The 22,378-nt window shown below is 70.0% G+C and carries 17 protein-coding genes; 15 read left to right on the forward strand and 2 right to left on the reverse strand.

Annotation, left to right across the window (positions count from 1 at the left end; translation table 11 throughout):
- The 4 genes from ABZU75_RS31305 to ABZU75_RS31320 form a co-directional block, all read left to right on the forward strand.
- Nucleotides 1–853, forward strand: an 853-nt coding sequence (locus tag ABZU75_RS31305) for a hypothetical protein (RefSeq protein ID WP_355561957.1), incomplete at its 5' end; no start/stop codon positions are given.
- Nucleotides 853–4,605 (forward strand): hypothetical protein, encoded by a 3,753-nt coding sequence (locus tag ABZU75_RS31310; RefSeq protein ID WP_355561960.1) that lies wholly within the window; start codon nucleotides 853–855, stop codon nucleotides 4,603–4,605. The genes ABZU75_RS31305 and ABZU75_RS31310, both read left to right, overlap by 1 nt.
- A 12-nt stretch (nucleotides 4,606–4,617) precedes the next feature.
- Entirely contained in the window at nucleotides 4,618–5,766 is a 1,149-nt protein-coding gene (locus tag ABZU75_RS31315; RefSeq protein WP_355561963.1) for a hypothetical protein, read from the forward strand.
- A 21-nt stretch (nucleotides 5,767–5,787) separates the two neighbouring features.
- Entirely contained in the window at nucleotides 5,788–6,900 is a 1,113-nt protein-coding gene (locus ABZU75_RS31320) for a hypothetical protein (protein WP_355561966.1), read from the forward strand.
- Between the two features lie 670 nt (nucleotides 6,901–7,570).
- Here ABZU75_RS31320 and ABZU75_RS31325 read toward each other — a convergent pair.
- Together ABZU75_RS31325 and ABZU75_RS31330 are read right to left on the reverse strand one after the other, a co-directional pair.
- Nucleotides 7,571–7,981, reverse strand: a complete 411-nt coding sequence (locus tag ABZU75_RS31325; protein ID WP_355561969.1) for an ATP-binding protein — start codon at nucleotides 7,979–7,981, stop codon at nucleotides 7,571–7,573.
- Nucleotides 7,978–8,412, reverse strand: coding sequence for a hypothetical protein (locus ABZU75_RS31330; RefSeq protein WP_355561972.1), 435 nt, complete (start codon nucleotides 8,410–8,412; stop codon nucleotides 7,978–7,980). The genes ABZU75_RS31325 and ABZU75_RS31330 overlap by 4 nt, the downstream gene beginning before the upstream one ends.
- 217 nt (nucleotides 8,413–8,629) lie before the next feature.
- On the opposite strand from ABZU75_RS31330, the gene ABZU75_RS31335 reads away from it, so the two are divergent.
- The 11 genes from ABZU75_RS31335 (at nucleotide 8,630) to ABZU75_RS31385 (ending at nucleotide 22,324) form a co-directional block, all read left to right on the forward strand.
- Nucleotides 8,630–9,514, forward strand: a complete 885-nt coding sequence (locus ABZU75_RS31335) for a helix-turn-helix transcriptional regulator (protein ID WP_355561975.1) — start codon at nucleotides 8,630–8,632, stop codon at nucleotides 9,512–9,514.
- 18 nt (nucleotides 9,515–9,532) lie between these two features.
- Nucleotides 9,533–9,826, forward strand: coding sequence for a DUF397 domain-containing protein (locus ABZU75_RS31340; protein WP_355561978.1), 294 nt, complete (start codon nucleotides 9,533–9,535; stop codon nucleotides 9,824–9,826).
- Between the two features lie 402 nt (nucleotides 9,827–10,228).
- Entirely contained in the window at nucleotides 10,229–11,191 is a 963-nt protein-coding gene (locus ABZU75_RS31345; protein ID WP_350919507.1) for an ATP-binding cassette domain-containing protein, read from the forward strand.
- On the forward strand, nucleotides 11,188–11,844 hold the full coding sequence (locus ABZU75_RS31350) for a methionine ABC transporter permease (protein WP_355561982.1): 657 nt from the start codon (nucleotides 11,188–11,190) through the stop codon (nucleotides 11,842–11,844). Before ABZU75_RS31345 ends, ABZU75_RS31350 begins: the two co-directional genes overlap by 4 nt.
- 191 nt (nucleotides 11,845–12,035) lie before the next feature.
- Entirely contained in the window at nucleotides 12,036–13,571 is a 1,536-nt protein-coding gene (locus ABZU75_RS31355) for an acyl-CoA synthetase (RefSeq protein WP_355561985.1), read from the forward strand.
- Between the two features lie 243 nt (nucleotides 13,572–13,814).
- Nucleotides 13,815–14,156: a hypothetical protein gene (locus ABZU75_RS31360; RefSeq protein WP_355561988.1), complete on the forward strand. Its 342-nt coding sequence runs from the start codon at nucleotides 13,815–13,817 to the stop codon at nucleotides 14,154–14,156.
- 424 nt (nucleotides 14,157–14,580) lie between these two features.
- A complete protein-coding gene (locus ABZU75_RS31365; protein WP_355561991.1) occupies nucleotides 14,581–15,918 on the forward strand; it encodes a trypsin-like peptidase domain-containing protein in 1,338 nt (445 codons plus the stop codon).
- 193 nt (nucleotides 15,919–16,111) lie between these two features.
- On the forward strand, nucleotides 16,112–18,040 hold the full coding sequence (locus tag ABZU75_RS31370; protein WP_355561994.1) for a S9 family peptidase: 1,929 nt from the start codon (nucleotides 16,112–16,114) through the stop codon (nucleotides 18,038–18,040).
- Nucleotides 17,989–19,314, forward strand: coding sequence for a serine hydrolase domain-containing protein (locus ABZU75_RS31375; RefSeq protein ID WP_355561997.1), 1,326 nt, complete (start codon nucleotides 17,989–17,991; stop codon nucleotides 19,312–19,314). The genes ABZU75_RS31370 and ABZU75_RS31375 overlap by 52 nt, the downstream gene beginning before the upstream one ends.
- 8 nt (nucleotides 19,315–19,322) lie before the next feature.
- Nucleotides 19,323–20,663 carry a serine hydrolase domain-containing protein gene (locus ABZU75_RS31380; protein WP_355561999.1) on the forward strand — a complete coding sequence of 447 codons (1,341 nt, stop codon included), beginning with the start codon at nucleotides 19,323–19,325 and terminating at the stop codon, nucleotides 20,661–20,663.
- Nucleotides 20,664–20,740: 77 nt separating this feature from the next.
- On the forward strand, nucleotides 20,741–22,324 hold the full coding sequence (locus ABZU75_RS31385; RefSeq protein WP_355562002.1) for a helix-turn-helix domain-containing protein: 1,584 nt from the start codon (nucleotides 20,741–20,743) through the stop codon (nucleotides 22,322–22,324).
- Nucleotides 22,325–22,378 lie beyond the last annotated feature (54 nt).

Here is a 22,378-nt window from a genome sequence, read left to right on the forward strand (position 1 = left end):
GCCCCGGCCGCGCCGCCGATCGGCGCGGCTGACGACGCAGGCGATCCTCGCCGACGAGCGAAGCGTCTCAGCGCTGCGTGAGACGGCCGAGGAGCACGTCGGCTCGATGCCCGACTGGCTGGACGCACTCAGCCGCTTCGCCGGAATCCCGTTCGCCTACCTGGTACCGGACGCGCGGATGCTGCCGCCCGAATCGCTGCGCATGTTCCGGATCGACCCGGCGTGGGTGCAGGCGGTGGTGGCGGGCGCGGCCGACGTCGGCCTGCACACCTCCCAAGACCTCGCCCTCGATGCGCAGATCCGCAGCACGGTCGGGCAGCGGCGCAGCGCGGCCCTGCCCGCCGCCGGGCTGCTGATCTACTCCACGCTGGTGCGGGCGTGGCCCGACTTCCCGATCTTCGCGTTCGCGGGCGGCGCGGATGGCGTGCAGCTCGCCGAGCTACGCCGCGAACGGCTCGCCGACGACGTGCTGCTGTGCCTGTTCGACGCCGTCCCGGAGCGCCTCGAGATCCGCGAACCCGGCCAAGGCATCCACTTCGGCCTTGACCACGGCGACATGATCGGCCTGCGCAGTCTCGGCGGCACCGGCCGGCCCCCGCTCGGCACACCGCTCGAAGTGACCTTCCCCGAACGCGGCGATGACGACGATGACACCGTGTTCACTCGGTACCTACGGCCCCGCCCCGCCGGGCAGACCCCGGACGTACTGCGGCTGCGCGGCACCGATGGGTTCGTGCCGGGCCTGGCCGCGACCTTCGGCCGCGACGACCTCAGCCCAGGCGAGTTCGCCCTCCAGCTGGTGAACGCGCCGATCATCCAGGAACTGCGTCCCCTGCCTGAGCGGAGCTCGTGATGTCCGACACCGACCTGATCGTTCCCGTCCAGGTCCACGCGCTGATCGTCAACGACCCGGTGCGCCGGCAGGAGGTCTTCCAGCGCTGGGCGCTCAACTTCGACGCGATGCTCGGCGAGGACAAGCAGGCCGCCGAGCCGCCGCCCGGCCACACCGATGACTTCGGCGACGGCGTATACGTGCAATGGCAGCTGCCCGAATCCCTGAGCGCCGGCCACTACGACCCCGACACCCAGGAGACCACCTTCCCACTGGTTCCCAACCGGTGGCTGGTGGTGCGGCACTACACCGTGCCCGGCGGGTTCCCCGGCGAGGGGCAGCGGCGGGCCGCCGCCTGGCTCGTCCACAGCGACTACCTGGAGCTGGCCCACAGCGGCGAGCACTGGGGCACGGTGCAGTTCCCCTCGCCGGCCCCCGACACAGGCGAGCTACGGGTCGACTACCTGGGCCGCGTCCACGACCTGCGTGAAGGGCCGTGGATCGAGCCGGAGCCGGTCGAGCCGTTCCTGACCGCGGTGGGCCCAGGCGTGCTCGGCTTCGCCGCCTTCCAGCCCTACCAGCAGAATGTGTTCTCCTTCCACGACGACCTGAGCGACCTCATCGGGTACGGGCACAACCAGCCCGCCACCACCGCGCTCGGCTATCTGGTCGTCGGCTGGTATTCCGCCGACGACATCGACATCCTGAACAAGGCCGCCGACATCCCTGGGCTGATCCCGCCGGACACGCCCGGGCTGGCGGGGGTGCTGGAGGGCCTCGGCTGGCACCTGCCCGGCCTCGACGCCGACCCGCCCGTCCCCGCTCCGCAGCGCTCTGTGTATGCCGGGACCGCGCTGGGCATCCAGTGGGAGTACTACGCCCTCGACGCACCCGTCTCCGCCCGGCCCGGCCACGAGAGCATGAAGGTCGCGTTCGGGCACAGCACGGCGGACGCGCTGGAGGCGCTCGCCGCCCACCAGACCCGCTCGGCCCGTACCGGTGAGCTGCTCAGCGCCCTGTACAGCGGGACCATCGACCGGCTGGATGAGGGCGACGGGGACGTCGACGCCGACGAGGTCACCAAGCACGCCTGGTTCTCCTCCCGCGCCGGCGGCTACACCTGGCTGGTCGTGCCCCGAGGCACGGACGGGCCGGAGCCGGCGCGCGCCGCCCCCGCCCAGCCGGTCTGGCTGGATGAGCTGAACGCCGACCAAGCCGAGTTCGAGGCGTTCACGCTGGAGTTGGATCACCTGCAGGAACGGCTGCGCACCCTGTGGTGGATGAAGGACCTGCCCGACCGGCCTGACGGCTTCGCCGAGGCGGCCGAGCGCCAGCTTCAGGAGGCCACGCCCGGCACGCTGGCGCACCGGGCCGTGACGGCGGCGGCTGCGATGCGGCGGATCATCGAGGACAAGCACCTTCCGCACGCCACGACGCCGGAGGAGCTGGAGCCGCAGATCGCCCGCTACGCCGCCGACCGCGGCCTGCCCGCCACATTGGAGTTGCGCCACGCCGCCCGTGAGTCCTACTACAGCACCGCCGACCCCGCCATGGTCATCGCGGGGGGCGGGGTGACCCAGCTGCTCACCCGCGACCCGGACGACCCGCTACCCTGCCGGCTGGAATCCACCATGGTCGAATCCATCGTGATCAACGGTGTCCCGGTCGCGCCGCCGCAGCCGCCGCCGCTCGGCCTCATCCAGGCCGTCGCGGCGCGTACGAGCCGGGAGGCGGCGCGCCCGCCGGTGACGCTCACCGGGCACAGCGCGCCGCTGGACCTGGGCGAGCTGGCCGGGCCGGTCGCCGCACTATTGCGCGAGTTCACGCTGCTCGACCTGGCCGCGATCACCCCCGCCGACGACGGCTCGGGGCGATCGGCGCTCGCGGTCGCCCTCGCGGATCCGAGTTTGGTGACCGGTACGCTCGCCGAGTACACCGCCGTCTGGCAGCAGCCGTGGCTGCCCATGTACGTGCAATGGGACCTGCGCTATCACGCGGTGCCGTACATGAGCGACGGCCAGGCGAACTGGGCATTCAAAGACGACGCCTATGAGTGGCTCGGCACCGGCGCCGACCCCGGCGACGGCTACACAGGAGCGACCTGGCTGCCGTTCGCCAGCCGGGCGTTCGTCACCCCGGCCGCGCCCTATGTCGTCGCCTCCCAGATCGACCGGCTGCTGGAGACCTACTCGGCCGACGACGCCGGCGTCCTGCGCACCCTGCGCGCCGACTACGGCGCGATGGACCTGCTCTCGCAGACCCTCGACGGCTTCAACGACCATCTGCTGATGCGCGACACCGGCGTGCGCGCCCGCATCCCCGAACACACTGCGCGGCTCACCGGCGACGTCGGGCACGTCGCCGACCCTGGCACGCCCGGCGACAACTCCCTGTCCCGCTTCCAGCCGGTCCGCGCGGGCCAGTTCTACTTCCGGGACCTGCGCGTCATCGACCGGTTCGGCCGCTGCGCGGTCATCACCAGCGTCCCGGGCGACCGGTTCAAGATGTTCCGGCCGGTACCGGCGGCCAGCGTGAGGCCGACCCGGGACCTCGCGGACGGCATCGAGAACCCCACCCGGTTCATCCAGCTGCCGCCCCGGCTGCTGCATGAGGCCCGGGTCCGGCTGGAGCTCGCGCGTGGGCAGGACGACACGGCGCTGCTCGCGGGCCGGGCCACGCCCGCCGGGCCGGACTCGCCGCTCACCGGCTGGCTGCTGATCAACCACCTCGACGACAACCTGCTCATCTACGGGCCGGACGGGGACCCGGTCGGTGAGCTACGGATGATCCGCGCCACGGCAGGCGAGGAAGCCGTGGCGTTCACCCCGCTGCCGGGCTCGCCCTACCGGCACCAAGACGACCCGGCGTTCGAACAACAGCATCCGCACCTCGCCCCGTTCGTCCGGGAGCTGGTCGGCCCGCCCGGCCGGTATGCGGCGCTGCTGGCCACCATCGACCAGACGCTGGAGACCATCGTCGACCCGTCCGCCGAAGACGACCGGACCCCGGCGCGGCTCACCGGGCGTCCCGTCGCGCTCTACCGCACCCGGCTCAGCCTTCAGCTGCGCGGCCGGCCGCTGACCAATCCCGGCTGGGACCAGGCGCTGAAGCCGGACCCGGAGGAGGACCCGAACCCGGACCAGCAGGAGTACCCGACCTACACCTGGCCGATCCGGCTCGGCGAGCCCGACCAACTGTCGGACGGGCTGATCGGCTACTACGCCAGTGCCACCGGCCCCGACGGCCAGACCGACTACACGCGCCTGCACGTGGCCGCCCCCGCCGCAGACGACCCGTACCTGGTGGAGATCGGCAACGGCGAGCATCTCGCGCTGCCCGCCCGGCCTCCCGGCCAAGAGGTCATCCACCATCTGACGATCCTCGCAGACCCGCACGTGCCCGTGCACGCCACCACCGACATCCTGCCGGTGACCGAGCTGCGGCTCCCCGGTGACCTGGCGCACCAGGCGCTGCGCCGGATCCGCGCGGCCTTCCGCCTCAACCCGCTGCTCGCGCCCGTCCGCGTCCCTCCTCCGCCGGAGGGACGATCAGAAGGACAGGAGCATCTCGTCGTCGTGCAGCCCGCCGCCCACCACGGCACCTGGGCGTGGGCGCAGCCCTACACCGACCCCGGCGACGGCGGCCTCGGCTGGACGGAGCTGCCGCTGCTGGCCGCCGACGCCGCCGCCCACCCCGGCGACCCCGTCCCGCACGCGCGCGCCGGCTACCTGCTGCTGCACCCGGCCGTGACCGAGATCCCCGAACAGCTCTGAGGGAGCACGCCGATGGCCATCCACGCCCGTTCCGCCGGGACTCTGCTGCGCTACACCCTCAAGCCCGTCCCGGCGCCTGTGCCGATCAGCGGCGACAAAGACCAGGATCTGCGGCTGGAGCTCAAGATCGAGGCGCCCACCGGCCAGACCGCGTACTGCAACAAGATCCAGATCCGATTTCTGCACGGCGCGGCGCCGGAGGCGTTGTCGCAGACCGCGCCCGCGGAGGTCTACACCGGGGTCGAGGCCGCCAGCCCGTCCGATTTCGGGCGGAACTGGACCCCCAAGCGCGAGCTGATCGACGGAAAAGCGGTCTTCACCTTCACCAACTCGCGCAAGCTCGAATTCAAAAACGCCAACACCGTCACCCTGGTGCTGTCCAGCCTGTTCGTCAACAAGGCGCTGGGCCGGGTCGAGATCGAGGTGTCGGAATGGACGGCCGCCACCTCCTCCGCCACCCCGGCAGAAAAGCAGCTCGATCCGCCCTTCCCGGTGGACAAGTGGCCGTCGGAGTTCACCTTCCAGAACCTGCGCCCCGATGAGATCTCCGTGGCGCGCGGCGAGAAGGTCATCCTGACCTGGGAGGCCAGCCGCGGCCCCACCTACACGATGCACTGGGACGACCACAGCGAGTCCGTCACCGGCGACCTGAGCTGGGAGTCTCCGGAGCTGGAGCGCACCACCGGGTTCATGCTCATGGCGCAGCTGGCCGATCCGGGCGGTGGCGCGCCGCTGATCTACGCGCTCACCACCGCCGTCACCGTGACCGAACCCAACCTCACGGTCGGCGACCTGGAGGTCAACGGCGTCGTCCGGATGCAGGGGCCGCGGGCGGCGATCGCCGCGCCCCCGCGCGGCCAGGCCCGGTATTTCAAAGCCGGCACCGACGGCACCATCCTCGGCTACCTGCAGGCCGCCAGCGGGCAGCCGGCCGCCACGCTGGCCGCGACCGTTTACCGGGCCGCGACCGGCGAGTACACCATGCGCTTCAGCTCCGACAACAGCGCCGGACCGCCCACCGAGACGCCGATCAGTATCCCGGTCCCGGCCGATGCCGAGGTGCGCCTCTACCACGCCGGCAACGACGGCGACACCTTGAACCTGGCCTGGTTGCCCCGGGGCGCCGGCACCTTCGACGAGATCACCCCTCCCACCGCCTGACCACCCCTCCCGGGAGCCCGCATGCTGCTCTCCTACGACCTGGCCCTCGACCCCGACCCGCCGCAGACCGGCCGCCCCTGCCTGCTACGACTCACCGTGCGCGCCACGGCCCCCGCCTTCTGCCGGAAGATCACGCTGTCCCTGCCGACCGGCACCGGTGCCGCCCACTTCACAGCCGCCCCGGACGCCATCACCCCGCGGCCGGTGCGCGGCGGCGAGGACGCCGACCAGGGCGGCGGCTGGCGGCTCACCCGCGCCGACGCCGCCGGCGCGGTCACCTTCACCGCCCTGCCCACCCGCCCCCGGGGCTGGCTGCTCGGCGTCACCCCGCTCACCCTGGAACTGGCCGGCGTCACCGCCAACGCCACCCCCGGCACCGCGACCCTGCGCATCGAGGAGGAAACCTCCGAAGACGGCCTCACCTGGCAGACCCAGGTGACCGAGCTGCCGCTGCCGAAGTTCCCCGATGGGTTCCTCTTCGGCGACCTGCGGCCGGAGCCGCTCATGGTGCTCAACGGCGGGCACGCCGAACTCACCTGGCGCGGCTCCCCGGCCGTCTACACCCTGACCTGGGCGGGTGAGCACGGCGGCTCGGGCGGGCAGGCCGACGTCTCCGACGTCACCAGCTGGCTCTCCCCGCCCTTGCGCGACACCACCGCGTTCCGCCTGGCCGCCCGCCTGCCCGGCAGCACCGCCGAACGCGTCCTGACCACCCTGGTCACCGTCGCCCTGCCGCACCTGCGCACCCACGACCTGACCGCGACCGGGAAGGTGCGGCTGATCGGCGCCGGTCATTCGATCGAGATCGGGCGGGAGCGGCCGCACACCTTCCAGTCCGACACCGACGGTCTGCTGATCGGCCGCGTGCAGGCCGTCGCGGGTGCGACGCCCGCCCAGATGGAGGTGACCGCCCTGGCCGACGGCGGCGGCCAGGAGTACCGGCTCACCTTCACCTCCGACAACGCCGACTCCAGCAAAATCCCGGCCGAGACCCCGTTCGACCTGCCCGTGCGACGCGGCACCACGATCACGATCACCTGCCGCTACGCACGGCCCCCGGCCGGGCCCGAACCCATCGAACCGTTCTTCTCCCTGCTGTGGCTGCCCTACGGCAGCACCAACCGCATCATGTGAACCAAATCCCTATGTGTCCCGTGCTCATCGGGGTGCCGTCACTGTCACCCGCCGCCGTTCAGGCGCTCACCTGCGAGAGAAGGGCACGTCGGGCATCTGGCCAGGCTCATTGGCGTCCTGGAGGCCCTCCGCTCGGGGTGGCGTCACCAGGGGCGCCGTGCGATCGGCATTCGACCGCAGGTAATACTGCCCGGTAGCAGGAAACTACTCCAGAACGACCAGGAATCCGACTTTTCAGCGCACGCTGCCCATGCGGATCTCTACAGGCTGCAGTTCTGGCTCCCCGTTTCGGAGTGACGGCCTGCTGATTCCCGGAGCGCAGGCATAGTCGTTCTCTGGAAATCGGATGATCTTCGGGAACCGAGGCGTGGCGGTTGGGAACGCCTATCGTGCGAGTCCGTGTAGTAGGGCGATCCACACAGTGTCCGCTTCCGTGGCAGGCCGGCGGTCGGTTTCGTCGATCGATGGGTTGTGCCGTTCCCGGTTGGTGCGGCGGATGAATCTCAGGTCGCCTGCCTGGCACGGTTCGTAGAGGGCCGGGTCGCAGTCGCAGGTCCAGCGCAGGATGCGGGTCTGTCTGTCGCCGCGTGGGGGTTCCAGGTGATGGGGTCGGGTGGGGAGGACGTGGGGGCTGAGGCAGCGGGGTGGGTAGTCCCAGAGGATTATGGGGTCACCGTCCAGCCAGTTGGAACCAGACGACGCGGCCGGCGAGGGTTTCGTGCCAGCCCCAGGCTGAGGAGAGTTGCTGGACGAGCCAGAGGCCGCGTCCGCCGCCGCTGTCGGGGTCGGTGTCCGAGTAGACCCGGGGGTGTTGTCCGGTGGTTGATCCGGCGTCGATGACGTCGATGTGGAGCGTTCCATTGTGGCGGGCGACGGCGATGGTGACCCGGCCGCCGGGGGTACGGCCGGAGTCGGAGTGGCGCACCGAGTTGGTGACGAGTTCGGTGAGCAAGAGCAGCGCGTCGTCGGCGTACGGGTGGTTCACGCCGTCCAGCAGGTCACGGACATAGCGGCGGGCCTGGGGGACGGCGGCGATCTGCGCGGGAAGATCGACTTGGCCCAGCGTTTCCAGTTCCTTCACCGCGCCACCTCCACCAGCCGCTCGGCCGCCTCCCGCACCCTGCTCCGGCCCCGCCGGTCCTGGCCCTGCCGAGTCCAGCTCTGTCGGCCCCGGTCCTGCGGCTCCCACACTCGCCGGTCTCGATCCTGTTGATTCCTGCTTTGCCGGTCCGGGTTCTGCCAGCCCCGGTCCTGCTGAGTCCAGTCCTGCTGGTCCTGATCCTGCCTCTCCCGGTTCCCCTGCTTCTGGTTGCGCCGCCGCTTCCAGGTGAACACCGAGGTGCGGCCCCGCTGCGCGGCGGCGATCCTTGACCGCCCCGGCGATACGAAGATCTCCACACTCGGCCGGTGTCCGGGCGAGAGCCTGACCACGGAGTCGAACCCGAGATCGTTCAACTCCCAGGCCAACTCCAGCAACTCACCGCCCCACCCTTGAAGATCATGAACCCTCATCTCCTCGCCCGCCCCTCCTGCTGTGTCTCATGGGTCATGCGACGCCGCAGGCCATGGGTCTCATTGACGCCTGGCCTCGCAACACAGTCAGATAGTCCAGCGTGTACGCTGAGTTATCAAGCAGTTCTGCAAAGTTACCGATTTTCCTTCCCTCCGATTCCACTGTCACAGAGTGCCGACTAGTGCACACTGTCGGTAGTCAATTCGGGAGGTTGTTGTGGTAGCAGGGCGTGGCCCCACCGTTCGACGTCGGAGACTGGCCGGCGAACTCCGCAGGTTGCGCGACCTCAAGGCGCTGACGCTTGAGGAGGCCGCCCAGAGCGTCGGCTGGTCCGTCGCGAAGGTGTCCAGGATCGAGACGGCCCGCGTCGGGATCACATCCCCGGACCTCACCCGCCTGCTCGATCTGTACGAACTCGACGAAGGCAAGCGACCTGCCCTACACGCGCTGGCGCGAACGGCACGTATGAAGGGATGGTGGGACGCCTACGCGGACTCTCTGCCCAGCGATTACGCGACCTACATTCAACTTGAATCGGAGGCTGCGTTCGTCCGCAGCTTCGACAACGTGCTCGTGCATGGTTTGTTCCAGACAGAGGGCTACGCCCGCGAGGTCATCCGTTCGGCCTTGATGGCCCTGTCCTCACCTGCGGAAGTGGAGCGCCGTGTCGAAGTTCGCATGACTCGCCAGAAACTTCTGCTGCGCGAAGAGAGCCCGATTCGGTTCTGGGCGGTGATCGATGAGGCTGCTCTGATCCGTCGGATAGGCTCCGCAGCGATCATGCACGCGCAGTACACCAAGCTCCTTGAGCTGGCAGACCGGGACAACGTCACAATCCAAGTGTTGCCGCTCGCTGCTGGCGTTCATCCGGCAACAGCCGGCACCTTCGCCATCATGGAGTTCCGCGAGATTTACGATCCTACTGTGGTGTATGTCGAGACCATGACGAGTAGCCTATATGTGGAAAATGACACTGAAATGTACTGGTATACGCTCGCGTTTGATCACTTGCGGGCGTTGGCGCTCGGCCCTGACAGGTCAAAGGCGTTGATCGAGGAAATGGTCAAGGAGTCCTCCCCGAATATGCCCTGCACTGAATGAGAAAAGTGGAGGCCCAAAGTGGATATGTCCCGTATCGAGTGGCGCAAGAGTAGCCGTAGTGGCAACGGCTCCAACTGCGTCGAAGTTGGCCTCTGGACCAAGAGTTCTCTCAGCGGTAACGGCCCAGACTGTGTCGAAGTCGCCCTCGCCGACACCCCCCAGGCCGGAGCCGAGACCGCCCCGGACGCCGACCGGCTCGTCCTGGTCCGTGACTCCAAGGACCCCGAGGGGCCGGTGCTGTCCTTCGCCCCGTCCGAGTGGGATGCCTTCCTCGGGATGATCAAGGGTGGGGAGTTCGCCGATCTGAGCTGACCGCCATGGCGGTACGGGGTCCTCAGTTTCTACGGAGGGCGTACGGCCCGGCTGAGACTTGACTGGAGCCGATCTTCGAGGACCGCTCCGAGGTCACCCGTGCGGCCGGGCTCCCGGGCGGAGAGGCGCGTCGATCCCGGTGTACGAAAGAGGAGGGGGACGGGCCGCCGGATGACTCCGGGTTCGGGTATTCGTAAAGGCCGGTCGATTTAACATAACATGTCGGGAATGACGGTAAATGAGGGTTGCGTTGGGCCAGGTGTGGACCGAGGCCGGAGGCCATGATCTGCCCGCTGGACCACCTCCCCCCGCACCGTCCGGGCCACCTGCCCTCCTTCCGGGATGCCCGTCGGCTCCCTCCCCGGAAGCCTGCCGAGATCCGTTCCATGTTGAGGTACAGCAGTGATTGACGTGTCGGACCTGCGAAAGGTCTATCAGGATCGGGGGCGCGAGGTGGTCGCCGTCGACGGCGTGGACCTCCACGTCCGCGAGGGTGAGATATACGGCGTGCTCGGGCAGAGCGGCGCCGGCAAGAGCACCCTGCTGCGCTGCGTGAACCTCCTGGAGCGTCCCACCTCCGGCACCGTCTCGGTGGCGGGTCAGGAGCTGACCGGCCTGGCCGAGCGGGACCTGCGCAAAGCGAGACAGCGGATCGGGATGATCCACCAGCATTTCGCGCTGCTCTCCTCCCGCACCGTCGCGGGCAACGTCGCCTTCCCGCTTGAGGTCATGGGGGTGGCCAAGGCAGAGCGCGCCAGGCGGACCGCCGAGTTGCTGGAGCTGGTCGGGCTGGCCGACAAGGCCGGGGCGTACCCCGCGCAGCTGTCGGGAGGGCAGAAGCAGCGGGTCGGCATCGCCCGCGCGCTGGCCGGCAGCCCTCCGGTCCTGCTCTCGGACGAGGCCACCTCGGCACTCGATCCCGGCACCACGCAGTCGATCCTGGCCCTGCTCAAGAGCCTCAACCGCGAACTCGGCCTGACCATCCTGCTGATCACCCACGAGATGCACGTGGTCAAGTCGATCTGCGACTCGGTCGCGGTCATGCGCGACGGCCTGGTCGAGGAGTCCGGGACCATCCCCGAGCTGATCTCCAGGCCCGGCTCCCGGCTCGCCGCGGAGCTGTTCCCCCTCCCGGAGCCGGAGCCGGGCAATGTCACGATCACCTTCACCGGCCAGGCCGGTGAGCCGGTGGTGTCGCAGGTGGTCCGCAAGTTCGATGTGGACGTCAACATTCTCGGCGGGGCCCTGGAGGAGGTGGCGGGCGTCTCGACGGGGCGGCTGCGCCTGCTCGTCACCGGTGACGAGCGCGCCGCCGCGCTCAGCTATCTGGCCGAACGCGGCCTGCTGGTCGAGGAGGCCCGATGACCTGGGACGAGATGTTCCCGATGCTGCTGGAGTCGACGGGCCAGACCGTCGAGATGGTGCTGTGGTCGACACTGTTCACGGTGCTGCTCGGGCTCCCGCTCGGGGTGGCGCTGGTCATCACCGACAGGGGCGGGCTGTTCTTCTCCGCGGTGCTCAACCGGGTGCTGGGGCTGGTCGTCAACCTGGGCCGCTCGCTGCCCTTCATCATCCTGATGATCGCGGTGATCCCGTTCACCAGGCTGATCGTCGGCACCACCATCGGCACCATCGCCGCGGTGGTCCCGCTGACGCTCGGCGCGGCGCCGTTCTTCGCCCGGCTGGTGGAGACCGCGCTGCGCGAGGTCGGCAGGGACAAGGTGCAGGCGGCCCAGGCCATGGGAGCCGGCCGCGCGACCATCGTCGGCAAGGTGCTGCTGCCCGAGGCGATGCCCGGCCTGATCGCGGGGCTCACGGTGACCGTGGTCGCGCTGATCTCGTACTCGGCGATGGCCGGGGCGATCGGCGGGGGCGGGCTCGGAGACCTGGCCATCCGCTACGGCTACCAGCGCTTCGAGACCACCCTCATGATCGTCACCGTTGTCGTGCTGGTCGCCGTCGTGCAGCTCGTGCAGAGCCTGGGCGACACCGTCGCCCGCCGTCTCGCGCGCGACTGACCGGCCGAGCCGATGACCTTCTGCCGCCGCGCGGCCACGCCGGGGTGAGCCTGGGTGGCCGGGGGAGCGGGAGCGCTTCCACGGCCACGAAAGACCGTCGTTCACCGGGCCGCGACCTCGTCCGCGAGGTCGCGGCCCTGCCGCGTTCGAGTACTTCTCAGCAAACCTGAAGCCGAGTAATGTTCTGCTCCATGCACCCGGGAGCCATCGCAGCAGTTTCGCCGGACAAGCCCGCTGTGATCATGGCGGGCTCCGGGCGGATCGTCACCTACCGCGAGCTGGACGAGGAGTCCAACCGCCTCGCCCGGCTCTTCCGCGCGGCCGGCCTGCGGCCGGGTGATCACATCGCCTTCATGCTGGAGAACCATCCGCTCTTCCTGGTGGTCGCCTGGGCCGCGCACCGCTCGGGCCTGTACTACACGGCCATCAGCTCGCGCCTGAAGACCGACGAGCTCGCCTACATCGTCGACAACTGCGGGGCCCGGGTCTTCATCTCCTCGGCGGCCCTCGCGGACGTGGCGGTCTCCATCACCGATCTCACGCCCCAGGTCGGGCTCAGGCTCATGCTGGACGGTGTCGCCCCTGGCTTCGAGTCCTACGAGAAGGCCGTCGCGGCCCACCCCGCCACGCCCGTCGAGGACGAGTGCCAGGGGGTGGACATGCTCTACTCCTCAGGCACCACCGGGCGGCCCAAGGGGGTCAAGCCCATGCTCTCCAAGGCGCCGCTGGATCAGCCGGGGCCGCTGCTGCAGCTCATCCAGTTCCTGTTCGCCCCCTCGGCCGACAGCGTCTACCTCTCCCCGGCTCCGCTCTACCACGCCGCCCCGCTGCGCTACTGCCTGAGCTTCCAGCGGATGGGCGCCACGATCGTGGTCATGGAGAGGTTCGACCCGGAGCAGGCGCTCGCGCTCATCGAGAAGTACTCCGTCACCCATTCGCAGTGGGTGCCGACCATGTTCATCAAGATGCTCAAGCTGCCCGAGCAGACCCGCGCGCGCTACGACCTGTCGTCGCTGGCCTGCGCGATCCACGCCGCCGCCCCCTGCCCCGTCCCGGTCAAGGAACGGATGATCGACTGGTGGGGACCGATCATCCACGAGTACTACGCGGGGACCGAGGGCAACGGCTTCCTGTACGTCGGCTCGCAGGACTGGCTCGCACACAAGGGAACGGTCGGCCGCCCGCTGCTCGGCGTCACCCACATCTGCGACGAGGAGGGCAACGAGCTGCCGCCGCGCGAGCACGGCACCGTCTACTTCTCGGACGGCCCCCAGTTCGTCTACCACGGCGACGAGGCCAAGACGGAGGCGTCCCGCGACCCGCTGGGACGGGGCTGGACCACCCTCGGCGACATCGGCTACCTCGACGAGGAAGGTTTCCTCTACCTCACCGACCGCCGCTCGTACATGATCATTTCTGGCGGGGTCAACATCTATCCGCAGGAGGCCGAGAACGTCCTGTCCGTCCATCCCAAGGTGGCGGACGTGGCGGTCTTCGGCGTTCCGGACGAGGAGATGGGCGAGCAGGTCAAGGCGGTCGTCCAGCCGGCCTCCATGGATCTGGCGGGCCCGGAGCTGGAGGCCGAGCTGATCGAGTACTGCCGTTCCCAGCTGGCGCCCTACAAGTGTCCCAGGTCCGTCGACTTCCGCGAGGAACTGCCCAGGCACCCCACCGGGAAGCTCTACAAGCGCCTCCTGCGCGACGAGTACTGGCCCGCCGGCTCCTGACCCGCCCGGCCGCGACGACGACATCGTCGCCACGCCCCTCTCCGGCCAGTCGCCGCACCACGAGAAGGCTCGGCTGAAAGGCGTATTACCGCCTATTGCATAGGAAGGTTTCCTACTTAATACTGTGATCGGCGCAGCTTATCCCTATCGCGCAGAACTCCACCTCGCTCGGCGCTGCACTCCGTCACGCTCAGCCGCCCCTCTCTCCGTGTCGCACGCCTTCCTGGATCCCGGAGGTCCTTCATGCCTCGTCGTGTCGTCGCGCTCGCCACCGCCGCGCTCGCCTGCCTCGGCGCGCTCGCCGTCTCCACCGTCCCCGCGCAGGCCGCCCGTTCCGCGGGCGTTCTCGAAATCGTGTACAGCCCGCTCTCGCTCGGCGAGTACTGCGCGGCCAACGTCAACCCCTCGTCCATTGTCGGCTTCTACAACGGCAGCCTGGGCTGCTACCGCTGGAACGGCACTCAGACCACCTATGCGGGCAGCGGGAGCCCTTCCGCCGCGTGCGCCTACTTCCACCCCAGCTACGCCTACATTGGCCACGCTCAGGGCGGCAGCCAGGCGTTGATCTGCAAGTACTCGGTCTGACCCGCCCCCGCACCCCTCCTCACGGCGTCGCCCGCACGGATACGGTGGGGCGACGCCGGTGGACCGCGCCGTCGGTGCCGCGGCCGCCGCGCAGGGTCTTGCCGTCGATGGCCAGGTCGGCCAGCGGTGCTCGGCGCCCGCACTCTGTGCCGGGGTGTCCTCAGCCACTCGCCCGGGTCAGGGGTGCGCCTGTCTCACCGGCCGAGAACGCTTCGGCCTTGGCCTCGAAAGAGTGGCCGAGAAAGATTTTCGAGCTGCCATCCAGGGGCTGAGCATGGCTGATAAAGCCGTTGTCAGAAGATCCCGATCACCAGGATCAACCTCTTAACCTGCGCTTATACGCCGTCGGGCATCGTTTATGTCAACCGGTGAGCACCGGCTTCCACCCCGTCGAGCCGGGGGGATGTTGGACGTGGGGGAAGACATGGACCCGAACAGGAACGAGCAGCAGGACACACCGACCGAGGCGACCCCCGGGAACGACGGCTGGACCCAGTTCGGCAAGGTGCCGCCACGCGCCGGCGCCTATCGTGCCGGTGAGGAGACCGGGCCGCAGCCGACGCTGATCCACCCGGTGCCGGAGCAACTCGCCGCCGAGGCCCCCGAGAAGGCCGGAGGACCGGTGACGGTCCCCACGCAGCGCGGCAGGCTCACCGCCGGGCAGAAGATCGGCGCCGGTCTCGCGCTGGCGGCCATGGCCGTCGGGGGCGGGGTAGCAGGGGCCTTCGCCGCGACGAGCCTCAACGGTTCCGTCACCGTGGTCTCGTCATCCAGCCCGATCGTCAGCCCGGTCGGCAACGTGACGACGGTCGCCGACATCGCCCAGCTGGTCCAGCCCTCCGTGGTGTCCATCGAGATCAGGACCGCCGCGGGCGGGGGCGAGGGGTCCGGGGTGGTGCTGTCGGCCGACGGCCTGATCCTGACCAACAACCACGTGGTGTCGGCCGGCGGCCAGGCAGGCCCGGACAGCCGGGTGACCGTCAAGTTCAGCGACGGCAAGACCGCCACCGCGAAGGTCATCGGCACCGACCCGGCCACCGATCTCGCGGTCATCAAGGCGGAGGGCGTCTCCGGCCTCACCAAGGCCTCGATCGGCGACAGCGACCGGCTCAAGGTGGGTGACTCCGTGCTCGCCATCGGCAGCCCGCTCGGCCTGTCAGGCTCGGTCACCGCCGGGATCGTCAGCGCGCTGAACCGCACGCTCACCGTCGGCGGAGACCAGGGACAGCAGCAGCTCCCGCCCGGCTGGGGCAGGCCGCAGGAGAGCGGCCAGAGTCCCACCACCATCGGGGGCGCCATCCAGACCGACGCGGCGATCAACCCCGGCAACTCGGGCGGCGCGCTGGTCAACGCCGCCGGTCAGGTGGTGGGCATCAACACCGCCATCGCCACCAACGGCGGGGAGGGCAGCATCGGTGTCGGCTTCGCCATCCCCATCAACACCGCCAGCCACGTCGCCGAGCAGCTGATCAAGAGCGGCAAGGTCTCCCACGCCCTCCTGGGCGTGAGCGTGACCGACGCCACCGGGGACGCGGGCGGCGCCCTGGTCGGCCAGGTCACCGAGGGCAGCCCCGCGGCCAAGGCGGGCATCAGGCAGGGCGACCTGATCACCAAGATCAACGACACGCCCGTGGACGAGGCGGCCACCGTGGTCGGAGCCGTCCGCGGCTTCAAGCCCGGCCAGCAGGTGACCGTCGCCTACGTCAGGGACGGGCAGTCCCAGACCGTCACGGTGACCCTCGCTGAGAAGACCGGCGAGTAGGGCTCCTCGACGGATGTGCCGCCGGGCCGCCACGGCTCCGGCGGCACAACCGTTTCCGGACCCCGGTGGACGCACCCCTCGACGGCCGTGAGCAGGCGCTCCCGCGAGGCGATTGGAGAACGACACAACGGATCGGGGCCGGTTCGTCGTGGAGGCCGAAGAAGCGTCGCCTGGGTGGGCTTAACGTTCGGACATGCCTCGCCTCTCCCTCAGCGACCTGTATCACATCGCGATACCGGCGGACCCCCGGCTGCATCCCGGCGGGAGCACCGTGGCCTACGTGGTCACCACCGCCGATCGGGAATCCGACGAGAACCGGTCCGAACTCTGGCTGGCCGCACCCGGCGCCGAGCCGCGCCGTCTGACGGGTGGCCCACGCGACTCCTCCCCGCGCTGGTCGCCCGACGGAGGCTCGCTGGCCTTCCTCCGCCCCGTGGAGGGAAAACCACAGCTTCATCTGCTGCCGATGAACGGCGGAGAGCCCCGCGTCCTCACCACCGCGGCACTGGGCGCGGGCCCGGCGGTCTGGTCCCCCGACGGCACCAGGATCGCGTACGGCGCGCCGCACGGCGACCTCGACCGGAACGCCCCGGTCGTGGCCGACAGCCTGGAGTACAAGGCCGATGGCGCGGGCCTGCTGCGCGGCCTCACCACGCACCTCTTCGTGGTGGACGTGGCGACGGGTGAGACCGGGCAGCTCACCGCGGGCGACTTCCACGCGGGTGAGCCGTCCTGGTCGCCGGACGGCCGGCGGCTCGCCTTCACCGCGAGCATGGAGCCCGACCGCGACCTGGTCGTCAGCAGCGAGGTCTACTCGGTGGACGCCTCCGGCGGCGAACCCGAGCGGCTCACCGGCCCCGGTGTGATCTGCACGGGGGTCTGGTGGCTGGGCGGACGGCTGCTGGTCACCGGATACGCCGGTGACCCCGTCGGGCACGTCCGCCTGTTCGAGCTCGGGACGGACGGGCTCGTGGAGGTCAAAACCGGACTCGACCGCAACGTCATGCTCGGCGCGCCGGGCTATCCCGGCGCGACGCCTCAGCTGGCGGGGGATAACCTGATCTTCTGCGCCCGTGACGGTGGCTTCACCCACCTCTACCGGGCCCCCGGCGAGAAGATCGTCGGTGGGGACCGGGTGGTGTCCGGGGTCAGCGCCGTGGGGGGCAGGATCGCCTACGTCGCCGCGACGCCGGACAGCGCGGGAGAGGTCTATCTCGCGGACCTCACCGCGGGCCTGGCCGGTGCCCCGTCAGGCGATGTCCCGGCCGTACCCGGAGTGACGGCGCCGGAGACGACAAGGCTCTCCGCCTACGCGCTCCCCGGCGTCGAGCTGTTCACCCCGCGAAGCCGCACCTTCACCGCCCCCGACGGGACACCGGTCGAGGGTTTCGTGCTGCGGGATGAGACGCTCACCGAGCCCGGACCGCTCCTGCTGGACGCGCACGGCGGCCCCCACAACACCTGGGCGCCGGTCTTCGACGGCGTGCACCTCTACCACCAGGTGCTCGCCGCACGGGGCTGGACCGTGCTCACCCTCAACCCCCGGGGCAGCGACGGGTACGGCGAGGCGTTCTACACCGCCGCGCTCGGCGCCTGGGGCCTCGCCGACACCGGTGACTTCCTGAGCCCGATCGACCAACTGGTCGCCGAAGGCGTCGCCGACCCCGACCGGCTCGCGGTGACCGGCTACAGCTACGGCGGCTACATCTCCTGCTGGCTGCCCACCCAGACCGGCCGGTTCAAGGCCGCCATCCCGGGCGGGTGCGTCAGCGACCTGGTCAGCATGGCCGGCACCTCCGACGCGGGACACCTCCTGAAGACGTACGAGTGCCGCGGCGACATCGCGGCCCAGTCCCCGATGAGCCACGTGGCCCAGGTGACCACGCCCACCCTGATCCTGCACGGTGAGAACGACGACCGGTGCCCCGTCGGCCAGGCCGAGCAGTGGTTCGCCGCGCTGCGCGAGCGGAACGTGCCGGTACGGCTGGTTCGCTACCCGGGCGGCTCTCACCTTTTCATCCTCAACGGCCGTCCGTCCCATCGGGTGGACTACAACGAAAGGATCGTCGAATGGCTGGAGCAGTGGATCCCGGTCGCTGGCACGCCCGTCTCGCCGAGCTGATCACCGAGTACGAGGTTCCCGGCGCGAGCCTGGCCTTCCTGCACGAGGGGGAGGTGCACGAGTTCGCCGCGGGCGTGCTCAACGTGGAGACCGGGGTGGAGACGACCACCGACTCGCTCTTCCAGATCGGCTCGGTCACCAAGGTCTGGACCGCCACCCAGATCATGCTCCTCGTCGAGCGGGGTGAGCTGACGCTCGACACCCCGGTCGCCGAGGTCCTGCCGGAGTTCCGGGTCGCCGACCCCGAGGTGACCAAGACCGTCACCATCAGGCACCTGCTCTCGCACACCTCCGGCATCGACGGGGACCTGTTCCTCGACACCGGCCGTGGTGACGACTGCATCGAGAAGTACGTCGAGGCCTGCGCGAACCTCGCGCAGAACCACCCTCTCGGTGCCACCCAGTCGTACTGCAACTCGGGTTTCATCATCGCCGGGCGCGTCGTCGAGCGCCTCACCGGCAAGGGGTGGGACGCCGCGCTGCGCGAGCAGATCATCGAGCCGCTCGGCCTGACCCACACCTGGACCCTGCCGGAGGACGTGCTGCGCTTCCGCGCCGCCATGGGCCACGTCGACGGCGCGCCCGCCCCCGTCTGGGGCCTGATGCGCTCCTGCGGCCCGGCGGGGTTGATCTGCGCACGTCCCGCCGACGTCGTGGCCTTCGCCCGCGCGCACCTGGGCACCGGGCTGCTCGCCGACCCGCGGGCGATGTGGGAGCCGCAGGTGGACATCCCCAACCCGCACACCCTCGGGAAGCAGTGGGGTATCGGCTGGATCCTCGATGAATGGGACGGCCACCGGATCATCTCCCACGGTGGCAACACCATCGGCCAGGCGGCCATGCTCTGGGCCGTACCCGACAGCGACACCGTGGTGTGCGTGCTGGCCAACGGCGGTCACACCGGCGCGTTCCAGCACGCCCTGGCGACCGAGCTCTTCGACGACCTGCTCGGCCTGTCCGTACCGCCTGTGCTGGGTCCTCCGGCCGAGCCGTTCGAGACCGACGTGGAGCGGTTTACCGGTGTGTACGAGCGGGCGGGTGCCCGGATGACGCTGACCGCCCGTGACGGACGGCTCGCGATCTACGCCGAGGCCACCGGAGCCCTCGCCGGGATGCAGCCCCCCATGGAGTTCGACCTCGTGCCGGTGGACGGCACCACCTTCGTCGGCCGCCCGGAAGGTGAACCTCAGTGGGCGTCGGCCGTCTTCTACGAGCTCGCCGACGGGTCGTCGTACGTTCACCTGGGCGTGCGTGCCACGCCCAAGATCGATTAGGGGCCGGCATGTTCGAGAACCTGCAGGAGCGTTTCGACGAGGCGGCCCGCCGGCACGGCGTGCCGGGCGCCGCGCTGGCGGTCTGGGCGGACGGCGAGCTCACCGAGGTCGCCACCGGTGTGCTGAACAGGAACACCGGCGTGGAGACCACGGCTGACAGCGTCTTCCAGGTCGGCTCCACCACCAAGGTGTGGACCGCCGCCCTGGTCATGCAGCTCGCGGAGGAGGGACTGGTCGAGCTGGACCGGCCGGTCCGTGAGTATCTACCGGAGTTCGCCGTCGCCGACGGCTCGGAGAAGGTCATCACCGTCCGGCACCTGCTCACCCACACCGGCGGCTTCGACGGCGACCTGTTCGAGGACACCGGGCGCGGCGACGACTGCCTGGACAGGTATGTGGGCTACCTGCACGACGCGGGTCACGTACACGCGCCGGGCGCGCTGTTCTCCTACTGCAACGCCGGCTACTGCGTCCTCGGCGCGCTGGTCGAGCGCATGCGGGGCACCACGTGGCACCGGGCGATGCGCGAGCACCTGCTGGGCCCGCTCGGTGCCACGCACTGGGCGCTCCTTCCCGAGGAGGCCGTCCTGTTCCGTGCCGCAGCCGGGCACGTCGGGCCCGAGGGCACCGTCCATCGCACATGGGCGATGCCGAGATCCAACGATCCCGCGGGCGCGAGCATGTGCCTGGCCCCGCGCGAGCTGGTCCGTTTCGGCCGGATGTTCATCGCCGGAGGCCTGGCCGAGGACGGCACCCGGCTGCTGTCGCAGGAGACGGTCGCCGCCATGCGGACCGCGCAGGTCGCCGTTCCCGGGATCTCCGAGATGCTCGGTGACCGCTGGGGGCTCGGCTTCGAGCTGTTCGACTGGGGCGGCGAGGTCTTCGGGCACGACGGCGGGACGCTCGGGCAGAGCACGTTCTGGCGGGTCGTGCCGGGAGCCGGTTTCACGATCGCGATGAGCGCCAACGGGGCCGGCTTCATGGGGCTGCTCACCGACGTGGCCCTGCCGATGGTGGCCGAGGCCACCGGCCTCGGCGTGCCGGACTTCCCGGTCCCGGCCGAGACACCGGAGGTCGTGGAGCTCGCACCGTACACCGGCAGGTACGAGGGGCCGATGCTGGCCTATGAGGTGACCGAGACGGACGGAGCCCTGGAGATCGTCACGGTCCCCGGCGCGTTGATGGTGGAGGTGGGAGTCCCCGGCACCACCACCCGGTTCGTGCACCACCGGGATCACTCCTTCGTCGCCGCGGAACCGGAGAACGGCAGGTATGAGACCCTCACCTTCGTGATGGAGGACGGCCGCGCCGCCTACCTTCACAACGGGCGGGCGCTGCGCCGTGCGTGACGCCACGCACGAGGCATCCGGCGGCACGGGTGCCGGGAGATCCGTTGATGTCAATCTACGTTCGCTATCGTGAGCGGATGAGTGATCGGCCGCGTGCCAGCCTGCGACGCATCCTGGAGGATCTGGGAAGCACCGTGCTGGACGTGGCCGTCTCCCCCGGAGAGCTCGACACCGAGGTCACCGGCGTCCACATCTACGACCCTCTCGACGAACTGCTCCTGCCAGAAGGGGGCATCCTGCTCGCCGTCGGGGTCGACCGCGCCGAGCAGATCTGCGCCCTGCTCGACGCGGTGGGCCCGGCGGCGGGTGTCGTCGTCAAGCAACCGATGGACGTCGACGACCTCGTCCGCGTGAAGGTCCGCGAGACCGGGGTCGCGGTGCTGGGCCTCACCCGGGCCGCCTCATGGGCACAGGTGGCCGCGCTGCTGCGCTCCCTGCTGGCCGAGGGTGATCTCACCGAACCGGGGGAGACCCCACCCGATGACCTGTTCGCGCTGGCCAACGCCGTGTGCGCACTGCTGGACGCGCCGGTCACCATCGAGGACCGGTCCTCACGGGTGCTGGCCTACTCCGGGCGGCAGGACGAGGCCGATCCGGGGAGGGTGGAGACCGTGCTCGGCCGCCAGGTTCCGGAACGGTACCGGCGGATGCTGGAGCAGCGCGGGTTCTTCCGGCAGCTCTACCAGAGTCGCGAGCCGGTCTACATGGAGCTGGACGACGACATCATCAATCGGGTGGCGGTGGCCGTCCGGTCGGGAGATGAGATCCTCGGCTCCATCTGGGCAGTGGTGCGGGAGCCGCTGAGCGAACAGCGTCAGCAGGCCCTCGTCGACGCAGCGAAGATCGTCTCACTGCAGCTGCTCCGACAGCGGGCCGGGGCCGACACCCGGCGACGGCTCCGTGCCGATCTGCTGTCCACGGTGCTGGCCGGCGGCGGGGACGCCGCAGAGGCCGCCGGCCGGCTCGGCATCGCCAGCGAGCGCCTCTGCGTACTCGCCGCTCAGCTCAGCGACGGGCCCGATGCCGACGCCTCCCGTGGGGAGAGCGACAGGCAGCGGTTCTGTGACGCGTTCGCCCTGCACGTCGGCGCCATCCATCCCAGAGCCGCCGCCGCGATGGTCGGCTCGGTGGCCTATGCCGTACTGCCCCTGCATGCCGCCGGTGAGGAGGAGCCGCGGTCCCTGCGGGTCGCCGAGAGTTTTCTCACCCGCGTCGGTTCCCGGCACGCCGCCAATATCGGGGTCGGACGGATGGCACGCAACCTGACGGAAGTGGCCAGGTCCCGGGCAGACGCCGACCGGGCGCTGCGGGTGCTGCGCGCCCGCGGGGCCTCCGGTGTGGTCGCCGGTTACACCGGCGTGCACTTCGAGTCGTTGCTGCTTCAGCTCTCGGACCTGGTCCAGGCCGAGGAGCAGACACCCAGCGGCCCCTACCGGCGGCTCCTGGACCATGACACCGAGCACGGCAGCGAGCTGGCCGCCACCCTGCGGGCGTATCTGGACGCGTTCGGCGATGTCAACGCCGCATCGGCCAGGGTGCACGTGCACGCCAACACCTTCCGCTACCGGTTGAAGCGGCTCACTGAGATCAGCGGCCTGGATCTGGCCGATCCCGAGGCCCGGCTGGCCGTGATGCTCCAGATGCGGATCTTTGGGCCATAGGACGATAGGCCGCCCGCTTTTTGTGAGCGGGGACGAAGAAGGATCGCCGGGAAC

It is taken from the genome of Streptosporangium sp. NPDC005286 (genome assembly GCF_040607515.1).
Classification (GTDB): domain Bacteria; phylum Actinomycetota; class Actinomycetes; order Streptosporangiales; family Streptosporangiaceae; genus Streptosporangium.

Bases quoted from the DNA above. Each gene is read 5' to 3' on its own strand.
- ABZU75_RS31310 (WP_355561960.1), top strand. From the start codon at position 853: ATGTCCGACACCGACCTGATCGTTCCCGTCCAGGTCCACGCGCTGATC.
- ABZU75_RS31315 (WP_355561963.1), top strand. From the start codon at position 4,618: ATGGCCATCCACGCCCGTTCCGCCGGGACTCTGCTGCGCTACACCCTC.
- ABZU75_RS31320 (WP_355561966.1), top strand. From the start codon at position 5,788: ATGCTGCTCTCCTACGACCTGGCCCTCGACCCCGACCCGCCGCAGACC.
- ABZU75_RS31330 (WP_355561972.1), bottom strand. From the start codon at position 8,412: ATGAGGGTTCATGATCTTCAAGGGTGGGGCGGTGAGTTGCTGGAGTTG.
- ABZU75_RS31350 (WP_355561982.1), top strand. From the start codon at position 11,188: ATGACCTGGGACGAGATGTTCCCGATGCTGCTGGAGTCGACGGGCCAG.
- ABZU75_RS31355 (WP_355561985.1), top strand. From the start codon at position 12,036: ATGCACCCGGGAGCCATCGCAGCAGTTTCGCCGGACAAGCCCGCTGTG.
- ABZU75_RS31360 (WP_355561988.1), top strand. From the start codon at position 13,815: ATGCCTCGTCGTGTCGTCGCGCTCGCCACCGCCGCGCTCGCCTGCCTC.
- ABZU75_RS31365 (WP_355561991.1), top strand. From the start codon at position 14,581: ATGGACCCGAACAGGAACGAGCAGCAGGACACACCGACCGAGGCGACC.
- ABZU75_RS31370 (WP_355561994.1), top strand. From the start codon at position 16,112: ATGCCTCGCCTCTCCCTCAGCGACCTGTATCACATCGCGATACCGGCG.
- ABZU75_RS31375 (WP_355561997.1), top strand. From the start codon at position 17,989: ATGGCTGGAGCAGTGGATCCCGGTCGCTGGCACGCCCGTCTCGCCGAG.
- ABZU75_RS31380 (WP_355561999.1), top strand. From the start codon at position 19,323: ATGTTCGAGAACCTGCAGGAGCGTTTCGACGAGGCGGCCCGCCGGCAC.
- ABZU75_RS31385 (WP_355562002.1), top strand. From the start codon at position 20,741: ATGAGTGATCGGCCGCGTGCCAGCCTGCGACGCATCCTGGAGGATCTG.